Source organism: Gilliamella sp. wkB7, from assembly GCF_001693435.1.
GTDB classification, from domain to species: Bacteria; Pseudomonadota; Gammaproteobacteria; order Enterobacterales; family Orbaceae; genus Gilliamella; species Gilliamella apicola_N.
In genome coordinates this window covers 2698362-2714890 of record NZ_CM004509.1, presented here as the reverse complement: position 1 = coordinate 2714890, position 16529 = coordinate 2698362, and the positions used below count along the sequence as shown (strand labels likewise).

Annotated in this window: 17 protein-coding genes; 3 read left to right on the top strand and 14 right to left on the bottom strand. The window is 35.9% G+C overall.

Annotated elements, in window-relative coordinates:
- Nucleotides 1-4: 4 nt before the first annotated feature.
- The 11 genes from A9G17_RS11985 to nlpD all read right to left on the bottom strand — a co-directional run bounded on the left by A9G17_RS11985 (nucleotide 5) and on the right by nlpD (nucleotide 10886).
- On the bottom strand, nucleotides 5-676 hold the full coding sequence (locus A9G17_RS11985) for a methionine ABC transporter permease (RefSeq protein WP_065738907.1): 672 nt from the start codon (nucleotides 674-676) through the stop codon (nucleotides 5-7).
- Complete coding sequence (locus A9G17_RS11980) at nucleotides 676-1695, bottom strand: methionine ABC transporter ATP-binding protein (protein WP_256114218.1); 1020 nt, start codon at nucleotides 1693-1695, stop codon at nucleotides 676-678. The genes A9G17_RS11985 and A9G17_RS11980 overlap by 1 nt, the downstream gene beginning before the upstream one ends.
- Before the next feature lie 2 nt (nucleotides 1696-1697).
- Entirely contained in the window at nucleotides 1698-2516 is an 819-nt protein-coding gene (locus tag A9G17_RS11975) for a MetQ/NlpA family ABC transporter substrate-binding protein (RefSeq protein WP_141677593.1), read from the bottom strand.
- Complete coding sequence (locus A9G17_RS11970; RefSeq protein ID WP_065738905.1) at nucleotides 2501-3676, bottom strand: pyridoxal phosphate-dependent aminotransferase; 1176 nt, start codon at nucleotides 3674-3676, stop codon at nucleotides 2501-2503. The genes A9G17_RS11975 and A9G17_RS11970 overlap by 16 nt, the downstream gene beginning before the upstream one ends.
- Before the next feature lie 271 nt (nucleotides 3677-3947).
- On the bottom strand, nucleotides 3948-4376 hold the full coding sequence (locus A9G17_RS11965; RefSeq protein ID WP_065738904.1) for a PNPOx family protein: 429 nt from the start codon (nucleotides 4374-4376) through the stop codon (nucleotides 3948-3950).
- A 3-nt stretch (nucleotides 4377-4379) separates the two neighbouring features.
- Nucleotides 4380-4973: a UbiX family flavin prenyltransferase gene (locus A9G17_RS11960; protein WP_081301761.1), complete on the bottom strand. Its 594-nt coding sequence runs from the start codon at nucleotides 4971-4973 to the stop codon at nucleotides 4380-4382.
- Between the two features lie 13 nt (nucleotides 4974-4986).
- Entirely contained in the window at nucleotides 4987-6465 is a 1479-nt protein-coding gene (locus A9G17_RS11955; protein WP_065738903.1) for a UbiD family decarboxylase, read from the bottom strand.
- Nucleotides 6466-6810: 345 nt separating this feature from the next.
- A complete protein-coding gene (locus A9G17_RS11950) occupies nucleotides 6811-8019 on the bottom strand; it encodes an aldose 1-epimerase family protein (protein ID WP_065738902.1) in 1209 nt (402 codons plus the stop codon).
- A gap of 177 nt (nucleotides 8020-8196) precedes the next feature.
- Entirely contained in the window at nucleotides 8197-8775 is a 579-nt protein-coding gene (locus A9G17_RS11945; protein ID WP_065738901.1) for a thymidine kinase, read from the bottom strand.
- Between the two features lie 99 nt (nucleotides 8776-8874).
- Nucleotides 8875-9627, bottom strand: a complete 753-nt coding sequence (gpmA, locus tag A9G17_RS11940) for a 2,3-diphosphoglycerate-dependent phosphoglycerate mutase (RefSeq protein WP_065602620.1) — start codon at nucleotides 9625-9627, stop codon at nucleotides 8875-8877.
- A gap of 101 nt (nucleotides 9628-9728) precedes the next feature.
- A complete protein-coding gene (gene nlpD, locus A9G17_RS11935; RefSeq protein ID WP_176714273.1) occupies nucleotides 9729-10886 on the bottom strand; it encodes a murein hydrolase activator NlpD in 1158 nt (385 codons plus the stop codon).
- A 368-nt stretch (nucleotides 10887-11254) separates the two neighbouring features.
- Here nlpD and rsmI point away from each other — a divergent pair, with 368 nt between their 5' ends.
- The 3 genes from rsmI to moeA all read left to right on the top strand — a co-directional run bounded on the left by rsmI (nucleotide 11255) and on the right by moeA (nucleotide 14751).
- Nucleotides 11255-12082: a 16S rRNA (cytidine(1402)-2'-O)-methyltransferase gene (gene rsmI / locus A9G17_RS11930; RefSeq protein ID WP_065738899.1), complete on the top strand. Its 828-nt coding sequence runs from the start codon at nucleotides 11255-11257 to the stop codon at nucleotides 12080-12082.
- Between the two features lie 189 nt (nucleotides 12083-12271).
- On the top strand, nucleotides 12272-13363 hold the full coding sequence (gene ychF, locus A9G17_RS11925; protein ID WP_065602623.1) for a redox-regulated ATPase YchF: 1092 nt from the start codon (nucleotides 12272-12274) through the stop codon (nucleotides 13361-13363).
- A 161-nt stretch (nucleotides 13364-13524) separates the two neighbouring features.
- Entirely contained in the window at nucleotides 13525-14751 is a 1227-nt protein-coding gene (gene moeA, locus A9G17_RS11920; protein ID WP_065738898.1) for a molybdopterin molybdotransferase MoeA, read from the top strand.
- A gap of 84 nt (nucleotides 14752-14835) precedes the next feature.
- On the opposite strand, the gene A9G17_RS11915 is transcribed toward moeA, so the two are convergent.
- The 3 genes from A9G17_RS11915 to A9G17_RS11905 are packed head-to-tail and all read right to left on the bottom strand — an operon-like array spanning nucleotide 14836 to nucleotide 16527.
- Complete coding sequence (locus A9G17_RS11915) at nucleotides 14836-15264, bottom strand: EamA family transporter (protein ID WP_065738897.1); 429 nt, start codon at nucleotides 15262-15264, stop codon at nucleotides 14836-14838.
- Between the two features lies 1 nt (nucleotide 15265).
- Entirely contained in the window at nucleotides 15266-15472 is a 207-nt protein-coding gene (locus A9G17_RS11910) for a hypothetical protein (RefSeq protein WP_065738896.1), read from the bottom strand.
- A gap of 59 nt (nucleotides 15473-15531) precedes the next feature.
- Nucleotides 15532-16527: an MBL fold metallo-hydrolase gene (locus A9G17_RS11905; RefSeq protein WP_065738895.1), complete on the bottom strand. Its 996-nt coding sequence runs from the start codon at nucleotides 16525-16527 to the stop codon at nucleotides 15532-15534.
- Nucleotides 16528-16529 lie beyond the last annotated feature (2 nt).

Sequence of the window (16529 nt, the reverse complement as noted above, 5' to 3'; positions counted from 1 at the left end):
CCGATTATTTGTGACTTCTATCAAAATGATTAGCTAATTTATCACCTAGATACTGTATTAACATAACTACAATAATTAAAATGATAATACAGATAATAAGAACTTCGGTGACATAACGCTGATAACCAAACCGAATCGCTAAATCGCCGATTCCTCCACCACCAACAACACCAGCCATTGAACTAAAACCTATGAGTGATATGGTCGTGACTGTAGCATGGCGGATTAGCTGTGCTAACGCTTCAGGAAACAATATACCAAAGATGATACGAGTGTGTGAGGCACCACTGGCAATGGCTGCTTCAATAACACCTTTGTCAATTTGGCTAAAGGCGTTTTCCGCCAATCTAGCATAAAATGCTATTGCAGCTATTGCCAACGGGACAATTACCGCTTTAGGGCCAACTGTAGTACCGACAATATACGTTCCAAGCGGTAGAACGGCTACCATCAAAATTAAAAAAGGAATGGAGCGCGTTGCATTAATAATAAAATTAGCAATATTCCCTATCACTCTGTTTTTTAGAAAAAATGGATTGGATAATAAAAATAGAAGCAATCCAATTAGGGTACCAAAAACAAGCCCAGCTAGTAATGACCAACTTACCATAATGAACGTTTCGTCAGCGGCTTTCCATAGCATTTCCATTATTTCAGCGATTGTCAATTTAACCATTATTTTATTTCCTCAATGATCACGCTTTGATGTTCCAGTTTCGCAATGAGCTGTTGGATATTATTGGGCTCACCAATTAACTCTATAACTAAATTGCCTAGCGCTTGTTGGTCAAAATATTCGATAAAACCATGCAATATATTAAAAGCCACACCCGTTTCATAAGCAGATTGATACAAAATAGGTTGAGTGGTGTTTTCGTTGATATAGCGAAGTCGAACCAATTTACCTTTGACATTTTGTCTAATAGGTTCAGGCAAATGAGTATTTTCATCAATGTTAAGAAAATTTTGGGTGAATTGTTGTTTGGGATTGGCGAACAAATTGAAAGTATTATCCATTTCAACTATTTCACCTTGAGACATCACAGCAACTCGATCGCAGATTTTTTTTACGACATCAATTTCATGGGTAATCAGTACTATGGTTAAGGAAAATTTTTGGTTAAGCTGTTTAAGTAGCTCCAAAATGGCACTGGTTGTAGTCGGATCGAGTGCACTGGTAGCTTCATCACACAGTAATATTTTAGCTTCATTAGCTAATGCACGGGCAATACCGACTCGTTGTTTTTGTCCACCACTCAGTTCAGCAGGATAAGCTTTGGCTTTGTCACTTAATCCCACTAATGCAAGTAACTCCTCTACTCTATTTTTGACTGCCTCCCCTTTTTTACCCGCAGCTTTTAGTACAAAGGCAATATTTTCATAAACAGTTTTTGATGAAGCTAGGTTGAAATTTTGGAAGATCATGCCGACTTGAAAACGAAAGGCCATTAATTGTCGGCCTTTTAACGTCTGAATATCTGTGCCGCCAACAATAATCTGTCCAGAGCTGGGATCAGCAAGTCGATTAAGAGTGCGAACGAGGGTACTTTTACCTGCACCACTGGAGCCAATAATACCAAATATCTCGCCATGATTAACCTCAAAAGAAACATTTTTTACTGCATCAATGATCTGATCTTTGGCCTCAAAACGAACAGATACATTTTTTACTTGAATCAGTGGTGTATTTTGCATAGTTAAAATAATTGATAATCAGGTTTTTGGAAAGTATAGAAAATACCGTTTTTGTCTTCGATCACTTGTAAATATTCGTCTGATTTCAAAACATCTATAATGTCTTTACCTAAAGTATCTTTTGATTCAGTACGAATCGCGATGACGTTTTTGTGATCTTTATCAAGGATTTCTGTATAAAGTGCTTTAGATAGATCCAAACCTGCACCGATCGCATAATTTCCATTTACAACGGATAAAACAACATTATCCAGTGATCTAGGCGTTTGTGGCGCTTCAATGGGTACAATTTCCAATTCATATGGATTTTCGATAATGTTTTTTGGTGTTAGATTATTTTTATCAACCGCAGGATCGAGCTTAATTAAACCTGCTGCTTGTAAGATTCTTAGCGCTCTCGCTTCGTTAGTGACATCATTTGAAATGGTGACTTGATCACCTTTTTTTAATTGCGAAAAATCGGTGATCTTGTTCGAAAAAATACCCGCCCCAGCCGTTGGTACAAAGCCAACAGCTAAGATATCTAAATTACGTGCTTGTTTGAAATTTTCAAGATAGCTCAAATGTTGGAATAAATTAATATCAATATCTTTGTTGGCTAAAGCCAGATTAGGTTGTACATAATCACTGAATTCTCGAATTTCAATTTTGTAACCTTTTTTTTCTAATCCTGGTGCAATCGCTTGTTTAAACATATCACCATATGGACCTGCTGCTACGCCAACGGTAATCTGGTTTTCCTTTTTAGCATCGTCACAACCTGTTAATAACAACATAACCGAAAATATGGCTATAGTTGATGTAATTAGTTTTTTAAACATGTTAATTTTTCCTTAAGTTTTGATAATCTATCTAAAGCTGCAATCAAGGTTTGTTCTTGTTTTGCAAAATGAAAACGAATATAGCGATATTCTGGATGTTTAAAAAAAGCCGATCCAGGAACAGCTGCTACACCAACTTCTTTTATTAACCATTCACAAAATTCAAAATCAGTGGTAAATGGATTCAATCCAGAAATATCAACCAATACATAATAAGCACCTTGCGGTTCATAATAAGATAAGCCTATCTGATCTAAACCTTGTAAAAATAAGCGACGTTTAGCCATATAAGTTTCGGTGAGTTGCTGATAATATTCCTCACTTAATGATAGACCTGCACAAGCGGCTTTTTGTAATGGCGCAGCAGCACCAACGGTAAGAAAATCATGAATCATTTTGCAACCATCAATGATGCGTTTGTCCGCTATGATATAGCCTAGACGCCAACCAGTAATAGAATAAGTTTTAGATAATGAACTACAACTAATCGTGCGCTGTTGCATATCAGGAAAACTCGCTAAATAGAGATGTTTATGCGGTGGATAGACCATGTGTTCATACACTTCGTCAGTAATGACATAAGCATCGAATTCAATTGCTAATTGACTGATATATTCAAGCTCATCTTTAGTAAATACCTTGCCACAAGGATTACTCGGATTACATAAAATTAATGCTTTAGCACCTTGCTCAAACGCCTCGCGGAGCTGCTTTTTATCAAACTCGAAAGTAGGTGGAATAAGTGGTACATAGATAGGCGTTGCATCTGACAAAATTGCATCAGCACCATAGTTTTCATAAAAAGGCGAAAAGATGATAACTTTATCTTTTGGGTTACATACCGCCATCACCGCACACATCATTGCCTCAGTACTGCCACAAGTAACTAATACGTTTTCATCTGGGTTTATGTCGATGTTCATTAACTTTTGCTGTTTTTTGGCCAACAGTTGCCTAAATTCTTGCGATCCCCACGTGATCTCATATTGGTGAGGCCCATTATCAGCTACTTGTTTAAGGGCATCAATAAGCTGTTTTGGAGGATCAAAATCAGGAAAGCCTTGTGATAAATTGATAGCCTGATATTGGTTAGCAATTCGCGTCATCCTACGAATAACTGAATCAGAAAAATGATCGAGTCGATTGGCTAGTTTATGCATTGTTTTTTTTTAGATAATAAAATTATAAGGTTGGTAAGTATAATACAAAACTCTATTTTTTCTGTTAAATAAAATATTTATATATAGTTATAATTTTTATTTATAACGCAGTATTTGGTAAAAGATAATGATTGATTGGATATTTTATTCTTAATTTAAACAGAAACGAAATAACCCGCAAAACTCACATAAAACCTGACAAGAAGAAAGTCTGCCATGTTTAATCTTGAGCAATTGAGCTTTTAATTAATTAAAAACTATCCATTAGCATTCACTTTCTTTGCCAATGAGTCTTATGGGCAAAGCCTAAAAGATTGTTCGTCATTTTTATCTGTTGTAGCTGTAACGACCAGATGGGTGCTTTCATTACTCTGGCAAAAGGAAAGGCACGATAGTATTGATTATAAGCATCTTTAGCTTGCTCACCTTGCAACTGTGTTGCTTGAGCCTGAAATTGTATGCCCTGAATCTGAGCAACGGTTTTAGGTGTAACGGCAATCGTCCCCGCTACTTGCGGTTGAATTAGCATTGCCTTGGCATGCTCCGTTTTTAACTCAGTTAAAAAATAGAGATTTAACTGATCTTCATCCAATACATAAAACACATTACACGCCCACGGTAAGTTATCTGAAGTAATGACACTCAGCGATAATACATGGTTTTTTCTGATAAACTTAAGAATTTTGGGATCGATTAACATACATTATTCTGGCTTAACATTTAAATGCATATCTTCGCCCCAGCGAGGTAGTGACGGTATATCAATATCAAACAGATCAAGCGCTCGTGCAACACTGTGGGTAATCATATCATCGATACTGTCAATATGCTGATAAAGCGCAGGTACTGGTGGAAAAATTACTCCTCCCATAAGAGTGACCATTTCCATATTTTTTATATGGCTTAAATGTAGGGGGGATTCTCTTATCATTAATACCAATCGGCGACGCTCTTTTAGTACGACATCTGCAGCACGAGTTAATAAATTATCCGATAAACTCTGAGCAATTGCAGCTAAAGAGCGCATTGAGCAAGGTGCAACCAGCATGCCCATAGTCTTAAACGATCCACTGGCAATCGCTGCGCCAACATTATTGACGGAATAAACTTTATCCGCCAATGATTCAATCTGAGCCAAACTCATATTAGGGATTTCGTAAGAGCGTGTTAGTTGTGCCGCTTTTGAAATTACTAAATGTGTTTCAATATCCAATGGTTTTAAAAGCTCTAACGCTTTAATACCATAAGCAAAACCTGTTGCACCACTAATCCCAATTACTAGTCGCTTTACAGTCATATTCATTCCTATTTTATTCAAAATCTGGCAGAAAACGTTTTATATCAACTTCTTTAAAACGGGCTCGTTCAAATTCTGCTTTTAACGCAAAAGGCACCGTGCAATCAAAAATTACTTTTGCCGAACTACCAAATTGCCTAATAAACGGGCTATATTCTGGACGTTGAGATGGATCGAGCGGATGGCATCTAACGCCTGATATTGTTGAAATATCAATATCACCTTGAAAACGAGTATTCATCGCCCACAGTACATCATCAGTATCATAAATATCGACATCCTCATCAACAAGTATTACATGTTTTAATTCGGAAAATGCCGCAAAAGCTAAAATAGCAGCTTGCTTGTGTTTACCTTCATCAGAAGGAACAGATTTTTTAAATTGTAAGATAGCTAAATATTTTCCCCCACCAGAACGATGTGCGTAAACATTTAATAATTTACCTGGCATCGCAGCCTCAACCATTTGTAAAATACTGGCCTCGGTAGGAATACCCGCCATATTAACATGTTCTTCACTTGGTCCAATGCAAGTTTGATAAATTGGATTTTTTCGATAAGTAACTGCTTTCACTTTGATAACGGGTAATGATTGATTCGCAGGACCAGTATAACCCGGGAATTCAGGCATTGCTTTACCTGTGTGAGAGTTTTGATCTTCAGCGACTCGCACATTTGGTAAGATTTCACCTTCAATGACGACTTCGGCATTAGCAATCGCTTTTGCATTAACTGTTAAGCAATCGACTAATTCAACTGCACGCCCACGAATGCCACCAGCAATAGAAAGTTCATCAAAACCAATTGGTGTGGTTGGTGGTTCAAAGCATGCAGACACTTCAATCACGGGGTCGACACCGATACTAATTGAGACAGGTAACGGTTTACCCGCTTTTTCAGCCTTTTCACGAAATACATCTATATGTCGTCCGGGAACAAAGTAGATTGAAATTTCGTCTTTGCTTTGATAGCACATTCGATGAATAGTCACATCGCTTTCACCTGTTTGTGGATCGCTCGCATAGAGCATGCCAAGAGTAATGTATGGGCCGGCATCTTCTTCGGTATTAGTTGGTGCGGGTACTAGTTTACGAATATCAAAATCAGGATCAGTCGCTTTATGCACGATTTCTTGACAAACTGCTAGTTCACGAGGAATCGTTATCGGGGCTATGGGATTATTTACTGCATCTTTTAGTAAAAATGCGAGTTTGTCTGGTTCACAACCAAATAAATGTGCAACTCGTTTGCGTGAAGCAAGTAATCCAATTAAGACTTTAAAATCATCAAATCCTTTTACTTTATTAAAAATCATTGCAGGACCAATTCGAGTAGGTCTTTTAACCGTTCCCCCTGCCCCAACAAACCGATAAACACCCGCTAATTCTGCCATAGGGTCAACAAGGGTGTCAGTTGTAACCAGTTGATCGGGGATTTGTGCTAATTGATTAATTGCATCACGCAAATCATAAGATCCAGTAGGATTTGCCATAATAACCTCTTCCATTTCAATCAATATTAAATCAGACAACTTTTGATAACAATTCAAGCTATATTTAACGGTTATTAATTTCAAAAATTGATTTTAAATAATCGAATGTCACTAATCATACCGATATAACACCTAGCTATCAAGCAAGTATCTGCATGGTTCACTGGATTTGAGCATTAATGAGATAATTTATGCTATCTAACAGTATTAAACACCGTTTTTTATAAAAAAATAGCAAGATCTGTTAATAAAAAATGATGAGTTCTTTGACACAATAATAATAGATTTACTAAATAATCAACAAGAATATAACAACTAACTTCCCTGTTAGTTGTATTACAAGACTTATTCTTTTGCCATTGGTCGTTCAACAACTTTGGTTTCTTGGTTGCCCTGTATAGACTTGATTTGAGCCTCATATTGTTCAACGGCTTTTTTACCCGATAACAAACTATACACCAAAGTAAACTCAGTACTTTGTCCTGGTTCTAATTGACGTACACGCTTTTGTTCACGCTCAATTGTAACTGGGTAGGCAAAGCTGGTTCCAGGCTCTAAACCTGTTACATAGCCTTGTTTAAGAGTATCGGTATTTTTCCATAAAGTAAAAACAGGTAATTGACTTGTATTAAATGAGATACCCGCCCCTTTGTCACCTGCTTGGTTAGTAACCATCACTTGAGTCTGTCCTTGATCATCGGCATAAGGATAAATATTAAAGACCATTTCATCAAAGTTTTTAGTTGGACCTAAATACGTTTGCCATGTTTTTAAGCCTTTTTTAGCATAATCATTAAATGGTGAAATTTCTTTAACTGGTGCAACAAATCGAGCACCCTCTTCTAGAATCGGCGTACCATAATTGCTGTGATAAATAATTTGGTAATCACGAGTATAATCACCTTTATTGGTTACGACATCATGAACAATGAAATCTTTACTACCTGGTACGTAGCTAAGCGATACCCAAGTTTCTAGATTGCTTTTCTTGAAAGTATTTTCTTTAATTAATCCTTTCACTGTTATGGTATAAGGTGCTTTATCTAATACATTAACGATCAATTTTGATACAGGGGTATTTTGTGCTCGACCATGAAGCGTATATATCATGCCATCGGCTTGTACCGCATGACCTGTCCATTCAAAACCACAACGGACCATCAACTCATTAAAACCATCTAACCAACCCAATCCGCCGCGACTTTCTAAATTAATGTATTTAGGGTTGACAACTTCATCTACAGGAGAGTCCCATCCCAGACGGATGCCATCGCCATCAACAGATAAAATACCGAGTCCTCTTGTAGGACTTAATTTAATTGTAAGATTATCACTAGCTATAGTTAAAAGTTCCGCACCATCCTGTTTACCACCTTTAAGAACCGTATTTTTGATAGTGAATTCATGTTCTTTTACACCTAAATCTTTACTCGTAATTGACCAGTTACCTTTAGCAAGACCTTTTTCAACATCTGTTAGTATAAATTCTTTTGCATCGGCACTATAACTAGCCAAACTAAGTATTGTAGCTAATGAAACTAATTGAACTTTCATGGTAATTCCTCTCATGATTAATAAAACAACACTGAATCGTTTCAGTCAATATGACATAAATAACCAAAAATCGACAAAGAAAAATTATTAAAATGAGAGGTTATTCACACTTTTACAAAACCAAATAATAAATATAGCAATATCATTAGATTGAATAAGTGTGAAATATTAAGAAGATTATTGTTTAGGTCTAATTTGTCCCGCTTTCCAATGTTTGCGACAAACTGAATGGAACTCACTATCTCCTAAATGAATTGAATTACCATATTTAACAATTTGCCCATCTTTTCCTTCTAATAAATTCATGGTTGCTTTTTTTCCACACCAGCAAACTGTTTTTAGTTCTCTAAAGTTATCGGCAATTTCTAATAATGTTTTTGAACCTTCAAATAAATGTCCCATATAATCCGTTTTTAAACCAAAAAACATCATCGGTACACCATATTCATCACACACATCAGACAGCTTCCAGATAGTGCTTTGCGATAAAAATTGGCTTTCATCGATTAATACACAAGCGTAATTATTTTTCTTAATCAATTCAATGATTTCATCAACACTATTATCATCAAGCTGTAATGCTTTTTTTCGCAATCCTAAACGTGAGACAATTTCAACCGCCGAATCACGGGTATCGACCGAAGATTTAAGCAGTAAAGTTTGCATATTATTACTTAAATAATTGTGGTCAATTTGTAGTAACTCGGTTGATTTACCTGCGTTCATTACGGCATAAATATAGTAAATTTTCGACAAAATAAGACTCTCAGAAATAAAATTAATGGATAAAAGAGATAGTTCAGATAGTAAAAAGGTAAGTTACATAACTTACCTTTTTCAAAGCTTAAAGATTAATTATTTCGCTTTACCTTGATTAGCAACCGCTGCTTGTTTTGCCGCGATCTCATCAGCATTACCTAAGTAATAATGTTTGATAACTTTCATGTTGTCATCAAACTCATACACTAATGGCACACCAGTTGGGATGTTTAGTTCGATAATATCATCGTCACTGATGTTGTCTAAATGCTTAACTAAAGCACGAAGAGAGTTACCATGAGCAGCGATAATTACACGTTCACCTTTAGCAACACGTGGCGCAATTGTTGATTCCCAATAAGGAAGTACACGTTTAATGGTTAACGCTAGACTTTCTGTTAATGGTAATTCTGATTCAGGTAAATTGCTGTAACGTGAATCATGACCAGGAAAACGTTCATCTGATTTTTCAAGTGCTGGAGGCGTAATTGCGAAACCACGGCGCCATAATTTTACTTGCTCATCACCATATTTAGCCGCAGTTTCAGCTTTATTTAGACCTTGCAGCGCACCATAGTGACGTTCATTTAGTTTCCAACATTTTTCAACAGGTAACCAAGCTTGATCAACTTCGTCAAGAACATGCCATAAAGTATGAATTGCACGTTTTAATACAGAAGTATAAGCGTAATCAAATTGGAAACCTTCTTGTTTAAGTAGTTTACCTGCTTCGGCTGCTTCTTTATTACCTTTGTCAGATAAATCAACATCAGTCCAACCACAAAAACGGTTTTCTTGATTCCAAACACTTTCTCCATGTCGAATAAGAACTAATTTTTTTACTGCCATGAGTCTAACTCCTTTGTTACGTAGAATAAAACTGTTTAAATTAAATAATCTTTATAATACTCGTAAATCCCATACATTAACTGTTTCGCAGTTAATAAATACTAATTTTTTGAAAGATATTTTAATGGATCAACGGATTTTGCTTTATAACGAATTTCAAAATGCAATCTTACTGAAGAGGTACCTGTCGCTCCCATAGTTGCAATCTGTTCTCCTGCTCGAACTGCTTGTTGCTCTTTTACTAAAATCGACTGGTTATGTGCATATGCAGTTAAGTAATCATCATTATGTTTTATAATAATTAAATTCCCATAACCAGGTAAAGCATTACCTGAATAAACCACGCGACCATCTGCGGCAGCCATCACTTTATTACCTAATCCACCAGCGATATCAATACCTTTACTAGCATTAGAAAATTTTTCAATAATTTTGCCTTTTGCTGGCCACTGCCATGTAATATTTGCAACCTTAGTAGCGGATGTTCCAGTATCTGACAAATTTGTTTTTCCATTATTTGTAGTATTGCTAACAGAATCGGTTACCGTTTGAGTTGTCTGAACAACACTCGATGTCTGATTTTTTCCTGATGTAGTAGTTGTTGTAGTGGTCGTAGTTAAAACAGGTGTAGGTACTGGTGTAGAAGTTGTAGTTGTAGGTGTAGGTGCTGTTTTAGTATCCGTTACTTTAGATGTTGGATTGGTAACCACCACTTGTTGAGTTGTTTGATTGCTCGTTACTTGTTGTGTAACAACTGTAGTTCCCCCACTTACATCTAATACTTGGCCAACTGAAACAGAGTAAGGTTTCTTAATATTATTTTTAGCCGCTAAAGAGCGATAATCATTACCCGTTACCCAAGCTATATAATATAATGTGTCGCCTCGGCTTACAGTATAAGTATCTCCTTGATACCCTCCCTTAGGAATTTCGTCATAATTACGGTTATATGAAACACGATCGTTAGTAATAATAACACCGTTATTGCTGTTTACATTACTGTTTGTCTTATTGTTTGCATCACCATTATTTGAACTTGACGTCGTTACTGGTTTAGGTACCTGTGTTGAATTGGTATTTGATGGTACTGAAGATGGAGTAATACCACTTCCAGTAGAAATATTAACAGGAGGTTTAGAGTAACCTGTTTTTGATGAACCACCAGAAAAATCCGAAATATCTTCAATTTGGGCAGGATTGGATTGAGTACAGGCAGTAATGACCAAGCTTAAACAAGTTAGCGTAAGAATCTTTTTCAAAGCAACACCTTTCATTCGTTAATATTGTTTTAAGAGCATATTCTATCGTTTCTGATATAAAAAGCTATTATATCGGTTCCTTATTATGCTAGCTATAATAAAATAGTTAAGGATACAATTTAAATCAATTACAATCCACCGAATTTCTACTAAATTCGCACAAATATACCCTCTGTTTTTCGATTATTAATAGATTGCACAACAAATAGTCAACATCTAATGAGCAATATGTTTATTTATTATAACTATTATAATAAATAGCGGAAAATAGAATTTATTTTTGAAAGTGGTGAGTATATACAATAAAATGCTTTCTCGTACAGTAGATTTATTCTATTTTCTGTGAAATTTTAATGTGACTCAAATTAATGACTCTATATATTGTTGCAACACCCATTGGAAATTTAGATGATATTACCCTTAGAGCAATTAACACACTTAAACGTGTTGATTTGATAGCTGCTGAAGATACAAGGCATAGCGGTTTATTATTACAGCATTTGGGTATTAAAGCTAAGCTTTTTTCCTTGCATGATCATAATGAACAAGAAAAAGCACACGTTCTGATTGAAAAACTCCAATCAGGTATCTCTATTGCCTTGGTTTCAGATGCCGGAACGCCATTAATCAATGATCCTGGCTACCATTTAGTAAAAGCTTGCCGTGAAAATGATATAAAAGTAGTTCCGATTCCAGGAGCTTGTGCCGCCATTGCAGCCTTATCAGTAGCTGGATTACCATCCGACAAATTTATTTATGAAGGATTTTTACCCGCTAAAAGCAAAGCACGGCAAGATAGTTTAGTCTCATTAATTACTGAGCCTCGCACCATGATTTTTTATGAATCAACGCATCGCTTATTAGAGACACTTAAGGATATGCAAACTATTTTTGGTGCCGATAAGCAAATCGTTTTGGCTAAAGAACTTACTAAAACATGGGAAACCATTGTTAGCTTTCCAGTCAATGAACTTATAGACTGGTTAAATCAAGATGCATCTCGTCAAAAAGGTGAATTTGTCTTAATTGTGGCTGGGTATACAGAAAGTAACAAGGATATTGATCCAAAAGCCATAAATACTCTTAAATTATTACAAAAAGAGCTACCATTAAAAAAAGCAGCTGCGATTACTGCTGAAATTTATGGACTTAAAAAGAATCAACTCTATCAAATTGGTTTAAATTTGGAAGAATAAACTAACAAGTCATGCGCTACTTGTCACTTTTAATAAATTCAAGCAAAGTAACAAGTTAAAACCGATATCAACATTTGATATAGATCTATTAGCAGCACGTCAATAAGAACATTGGCATAAATAGCATGATTTAGTATATAATTACCTCTTATATTTAAGACATTTATTGATAAAAAGGTAACAAACAGTATGGGATTTAAATGTGGTATCGTCGGACTACCAAATGTTGGCAAGTCAACTCTTTTTAACGCACTAACCAAAGCAGGCATTGAAGCAGCTAACTTTCCATTTTGTACTATCGAACCAAATACTGGTGTAGTACCAATGCCCGATCCACGTTTAGATGAGCTGGCTAAAATTGTCAAACCTCAGCGCACTTTACCTACTACTATGGAATTTGTTGATATTGCTGGTTTAGTAAAAGGTGCCTCAAAAGGTGAAGGTTTAGGTAATCAATTTTTAGCTAACATTCGTGAAACTGAAGCCATTGGTCATGTTGTTCGTTGTTTTGAAAATGAAAATATCATTCATGTTGCAGGCAAAATTGACCCAGCTGAAGATATTGAAATTATTAATACTGAACTTGCGTTAGCCGATCTAGAAGCTTGTGAAAGAGCAATGACACGTTTACAAAAACGTGCTAAAGGTGGCGATAAAGATGCTAAATTTGAACTAGAAATTCTTGAAAAATGCTTACCACATTTAGAACAAGGTAAAAAGCTATTGCTATTGGATTTAAGTAAAGAAGAGCTTGATGCGGTTAAATACTTAAGCTTTTTAACATTAAAACCAACCATGTATATTGCTAATGTTAATGAAGATGGGTTTGAAAATAATCCTTATTTAGAAAAAGTAAAAGCTATCGCCGCTCAAGAAAAATCTGTTGTTGTTCCTGTATGTGCAGCCATTGAAGCAGAACTTGCTGAACTAGATGATGCTGATCGTGATGAGTTCATGCAAGATCTAGGATTAACTGAACCTGGTTTAAATCGCGTTATTCGTGCTGGTTACAGTTTACTTAATTTACAAACATATTTTACCGCAGGTGTTAAAGAAGTTCGCGCATGGACAATTTCGGTTGGAGATACTGCCCCACAAGCAGCAGGTAAAATTCATACCGACTTTGAAAAAGGCTTTATTCGAGCACAGACCATTGCTTTTGATGATTTTATCAAATATGGCGGTGAACAAGGTGCTAAAGAAGCAGGGAAAATGCGTTCTGAAGGAAAAGACTATATCGTACAAGATGGCGATATCATGAACTTTTTATTTAATGTATAACCATCTATTTCACGTCGTCTTTTGGCGACGTTGTTATATTTACTGTTATATTAAGTTCTCATTAAGATATAATATAATAATAATTTTTACACAAACGTATACCTTACCTGAAACTTCTTGTCAAAACTAATGGACTATTCACATAAGGAAAGCACTCGTCAATGTTACTTACTTTTAATCAAGCTAAACAAAATATATTAGAAATCGCGACTACAGCAAAACCTCTTTCTAACCAAAAGGTTTCATTATTTGACGCTTTAGATAGAATTGCTGCCATACCAATTATTTCGCCAATTAATGTTCCAGGATTTGATAATTCAGCAATGGATGGGTACGCAGTCAGACTTTCAGATATTCAACAAACAAAAACATTACCTCTAGCCAGTGCAATTTTTGCGGGTGACGATATTAGTAATTTACAATGGCCTGAAGGTACTTGTTTACGAATTATGACAGGTGCCCCTGTCCCGATTGACGCAGATGCGGTTGTAATGCAAGAGTATACAGAACAATCCGATTTAGGTATTCGTTTTTTAAAGGAAATTAGAGCGGGTGATAACATACGTCGGTGTGGTGAAGATGTAAAAAAGAATTCGATAACGGTTGCCACAGGTACTAAATTAACATTACCTACCCTATCAACCCTTGCAACATTAGGCATTAGCGAAGTCACCGTTTTTAACAAATTGAAAGTAGCTATCTTTTCAACGGGTAATGAACTAACACCAATTGGAATGCCCTTATCAGGCAATGGCGCAATTTATGATAGTAATCGCTTTACTTTAAAATTGTTATTAACAAAACTTAACTGTGAAATCATTGATCTTGGAATTATTCCTGATGATCCGACTCAAATTAAACAAGCTTTAGTGACCGCATCAAACCAAGCAAATCTTGTCATAACCAGTGGTGGCGTTTCGGTGGGCGATGCCGATTATACGAAAACAGCCTTAGAAGATTTAGGACAGATCAATTTCTGGAAAATTGCCATGAAACCAGGTAAACCTTTTGCTTTTGGACAAATTGGTCATGCATTATTTTGTGGTTTGCCGGGCAACCCAGTATCAACTTTGGTAACTTTTTATCAACTCGTTCAGCCTTTGATTTTAACACTTTCTGGGCTTGCAACATCCGATATTGATTTTCGTTTCCAAGTAAAAGCAGCTACCAACCTTAAAAAGAGTATTGGTCGGGTAGATTTTCAACGAGGAAGATTGCAAATTGATGCTCAAGGAGAATTAGAAGTTGTTACTACTGGCCAACAAGGGTCACATATTACACAGTCGTTTAATCAGGCTAACTGTTTTATTATTCTCGAACAAGAACGCGGTAATGTAAACAAAGGCGAATTGGTGACGATTGAACTATTTAATACTCTACTTAAGTAATTTCACTAATCTAATATAAAAGTTAACTTATTAACACAAGATCATACACTATTTAAATAGTGTATGATTAATGTTATTTAGTTATTAGAAGAGTGCAACTAAAATAGCACCAGCAGCAATCATTGCCACACCAATTCCAGCTAACAATGAGATTTTTTCACCAAATAAAATCGCTGCAAATACGACTGCAAAAACCACACTTAATTTATCGATTGGCGCAACTTGCGATACTTTACCTTCTTTAATGGCCATAAAATAAAACAACCAAGATAGAGCACCAGCAATACCACTTAGTGCTATGATTAACAATGCTTTTTTATCATTTAAAAATGTGCTAACAAGATTAAGTTTTCCTTGTACTACAACCACACCAACCAAAAAAATGGCCATAACAACGGCACGAATCGCTGTGGCTGTATTGGCATCAAGCTGTTGTAAACCGATTTTACCTAAAATCGCCACACCAGCTGCGGTAATTGCTGAGAGTAAAGCATAAATAAGCCATGCACTCATACTAATACCTATCTACTTGAAAAAGGAACTGCTGATTATTTGAATTATTTTCACATTGTTGTGATTTACTCATCATACCTTTGCAATCTTCTAATACGCCATGTGCCTTTGACCAGTGATATTTTTTCCCTTGATCATTCTTCCCGCCACATGCAACTAAAGTTAAACTTAAGATGATGCAAGTTAATCCAAGCGTTGCTAATTTCATTATGCCCCCTTTTTTCAATCAAAAACTGAATTACAGTTTCGAATTCAAACATTTGAAAATCATTTTAATCCAGAATTATGATGATTAATAGCTAAACTGCCACCTATTTTTAATAGATGAAAACAACGATCAGCTCTATGCTCACATAATTGTTGCGCAGGCTCATCTAACGATTCATCAGATAATTCAAATGTTCCCCAGTGAATAGCAATCGCTTCATGACAATTGAGTTCGTCATACAACTGCACAGCCTGCGCAGGATCGATATGTTGTGATTGTAACAATCTACGGGGAGCATAAGCACCTATTGGAATTAATGCCAGATCAATACAAGTAAAACGTTGACCTATCTCTTTTAAACGCGGTGAATAGCCAGTATCCCCCATAAAATAAACGGTTTTAGTTTTATTGGGAATATCCACATTTGATTGCACTATCCAACCGCACCATAACGATTTGTTAATATCAAAAAGACCTCGATTACTCCAGTGTCTAGCGGGTGTTGCGGCAAAAGTTAGACAATCAAAAGTGATTGAATCATACCAATTAAGTTCAAAAACCTGCTGAGCACCCCATTTCAAAAGCTTATCTTTCAATCCTAAAGGAACAACCAAGACGATTTTAGGAAATCGCTTAACCAATTGATGAATACTATAATCATCCAAATGGTCATAATGATTATGCGAAATCATAACAAAATCAATGTTAGGCAGTTTATCGATAGTAAGTGCAGGTGAATTATGACGTTTAGGACCAGAAAATTGTGAGGGTGAAGCTCGCTTAGAAAAAATAGGATCAGTTAAAATCATCTTATCATTTAAACGAATTAAATTGGTTGAATGACCTATCCACCAAACTCTATCGTCAGGTAAAGTAAGATCGATAGGCTCACACCAAACCTGATTAAATGCTTCATACCCTCCTTTTGGTTCAAGCACTTTACGTCTTTGATACCACCACCATGTTTTAACAAAATCGATGGTAAAAGGTTCATAATTCTCAAATTTATTGGTTGAACGATGTGCTTTTTTATTAGCTTCTTGCTTGTTTATCATCG

Excerpts from the sequence above, each read along its gene's own strand:
- A9G17_RS11985 (WP_065738907.1), bottom strand. The coding sequence starts at position 676 with ATGGTTAAATTGACAATCGCTGAAATAATGGAAATGCTATGGAAAGCC.
- A9G17_RS11980 (WP_256114218.1), bottom strand. The coding sequence starts at position 1,695 with ATGCAAAATACACCACTGATTCAAGTAAAAAATGTATCTGTTCGTTTT.
- A9G17_RS11975 (WP_141677593.1), bottom strand. The coding sequence starts at position 2,516 with ATGTTTAAAAAACTAATTACATCAACTATAGCCATATTTTCGGTTATG.
- A9G17_RS11970 (WP_065738905.1), bottom strand. The coding sequence starts at position 3,676 with ATGCATAAACTAGCCAATCGACTCGATCATTTTTCTGATTCAGTTATT.
- A9G17_RS11965 (WP_065738904.1), bottom strand. The coding sequence starts at position 4,376 with ATGTTAATCGATCCCAAAATTCTTAAGTTTATCAGAAAAAACCATGTA.
- A9G17_RS11960 (WP_081301761.1), bottom strand. The coding sequence starts at position 4,973 with ATGACTGTAAAGCGACTAGTAATTGGGATTAGTGGTGCAACAGGTTTT.
- A9G17_RS11955 (WP_065738903.1), bottom strand. The coding sequence starts at position 6,465 with ATGGCAAATCCTACTGGATCTTATGATTTGCGTGATGCAATTAATCAA.
- A9G17_RS11950 (WP_065738902.1), bottom strand. The coding sequence starts at position 8,019 with ATGAAAGTTCAATTAGTTTCATTAGCTACAATACTTAGTTTGGCTAGT.
- gpmA (WP_065602620.1), bottom strand. The coding sequence starts at position 9,627 with ATGGCAGTAAAAAAATTAGTTCTTATTCGACATGGAGAAAGTGTTTGG.
- rsmI (WP_065738899.1), top strand. The coding sequence starts at position 11,255 with ATGACTCTATATATTGTTGCAACACCCATTGGAAATTTAGATGATATT.
- ychF (WP_065602623.1), top strand. The coding sequence starts at position 12,272 with ATGGGATTTAAATGTGGTATCGTCGGACTACCAAATGTTGGCAAGTCA.
- moeA (WP_065738898.1), top strand. The coding sequence starts at position 13,525 with ATGTTACTTACTTTTAATCAAGCTAAACAAAATATATTAGAAATCGCG.
- A9G17_RS11915 (WP_065738897.1), bottom strand. The coding sequence starts at position 15,264 with ATGAGTGCATGGCTTATTTATGCTTTACTCTCAGCAATTACCGCAGCT.
- A9G17_RS11910 (WP_065738896.1), bottom strand. The coding sequence starts at position 15,472 with ATGAAATTAGCAACGCTTGGATTAACTTGCATCATCTTAAGTTTAACT.
- A9G17_RS11905 (WP_065738895.1), bottom strand. The coding sequence starts at position 16,527 with ATGATAAACAAGCAAGAAGCTAATAAAAAAGCACATCGTTCAACCAAT.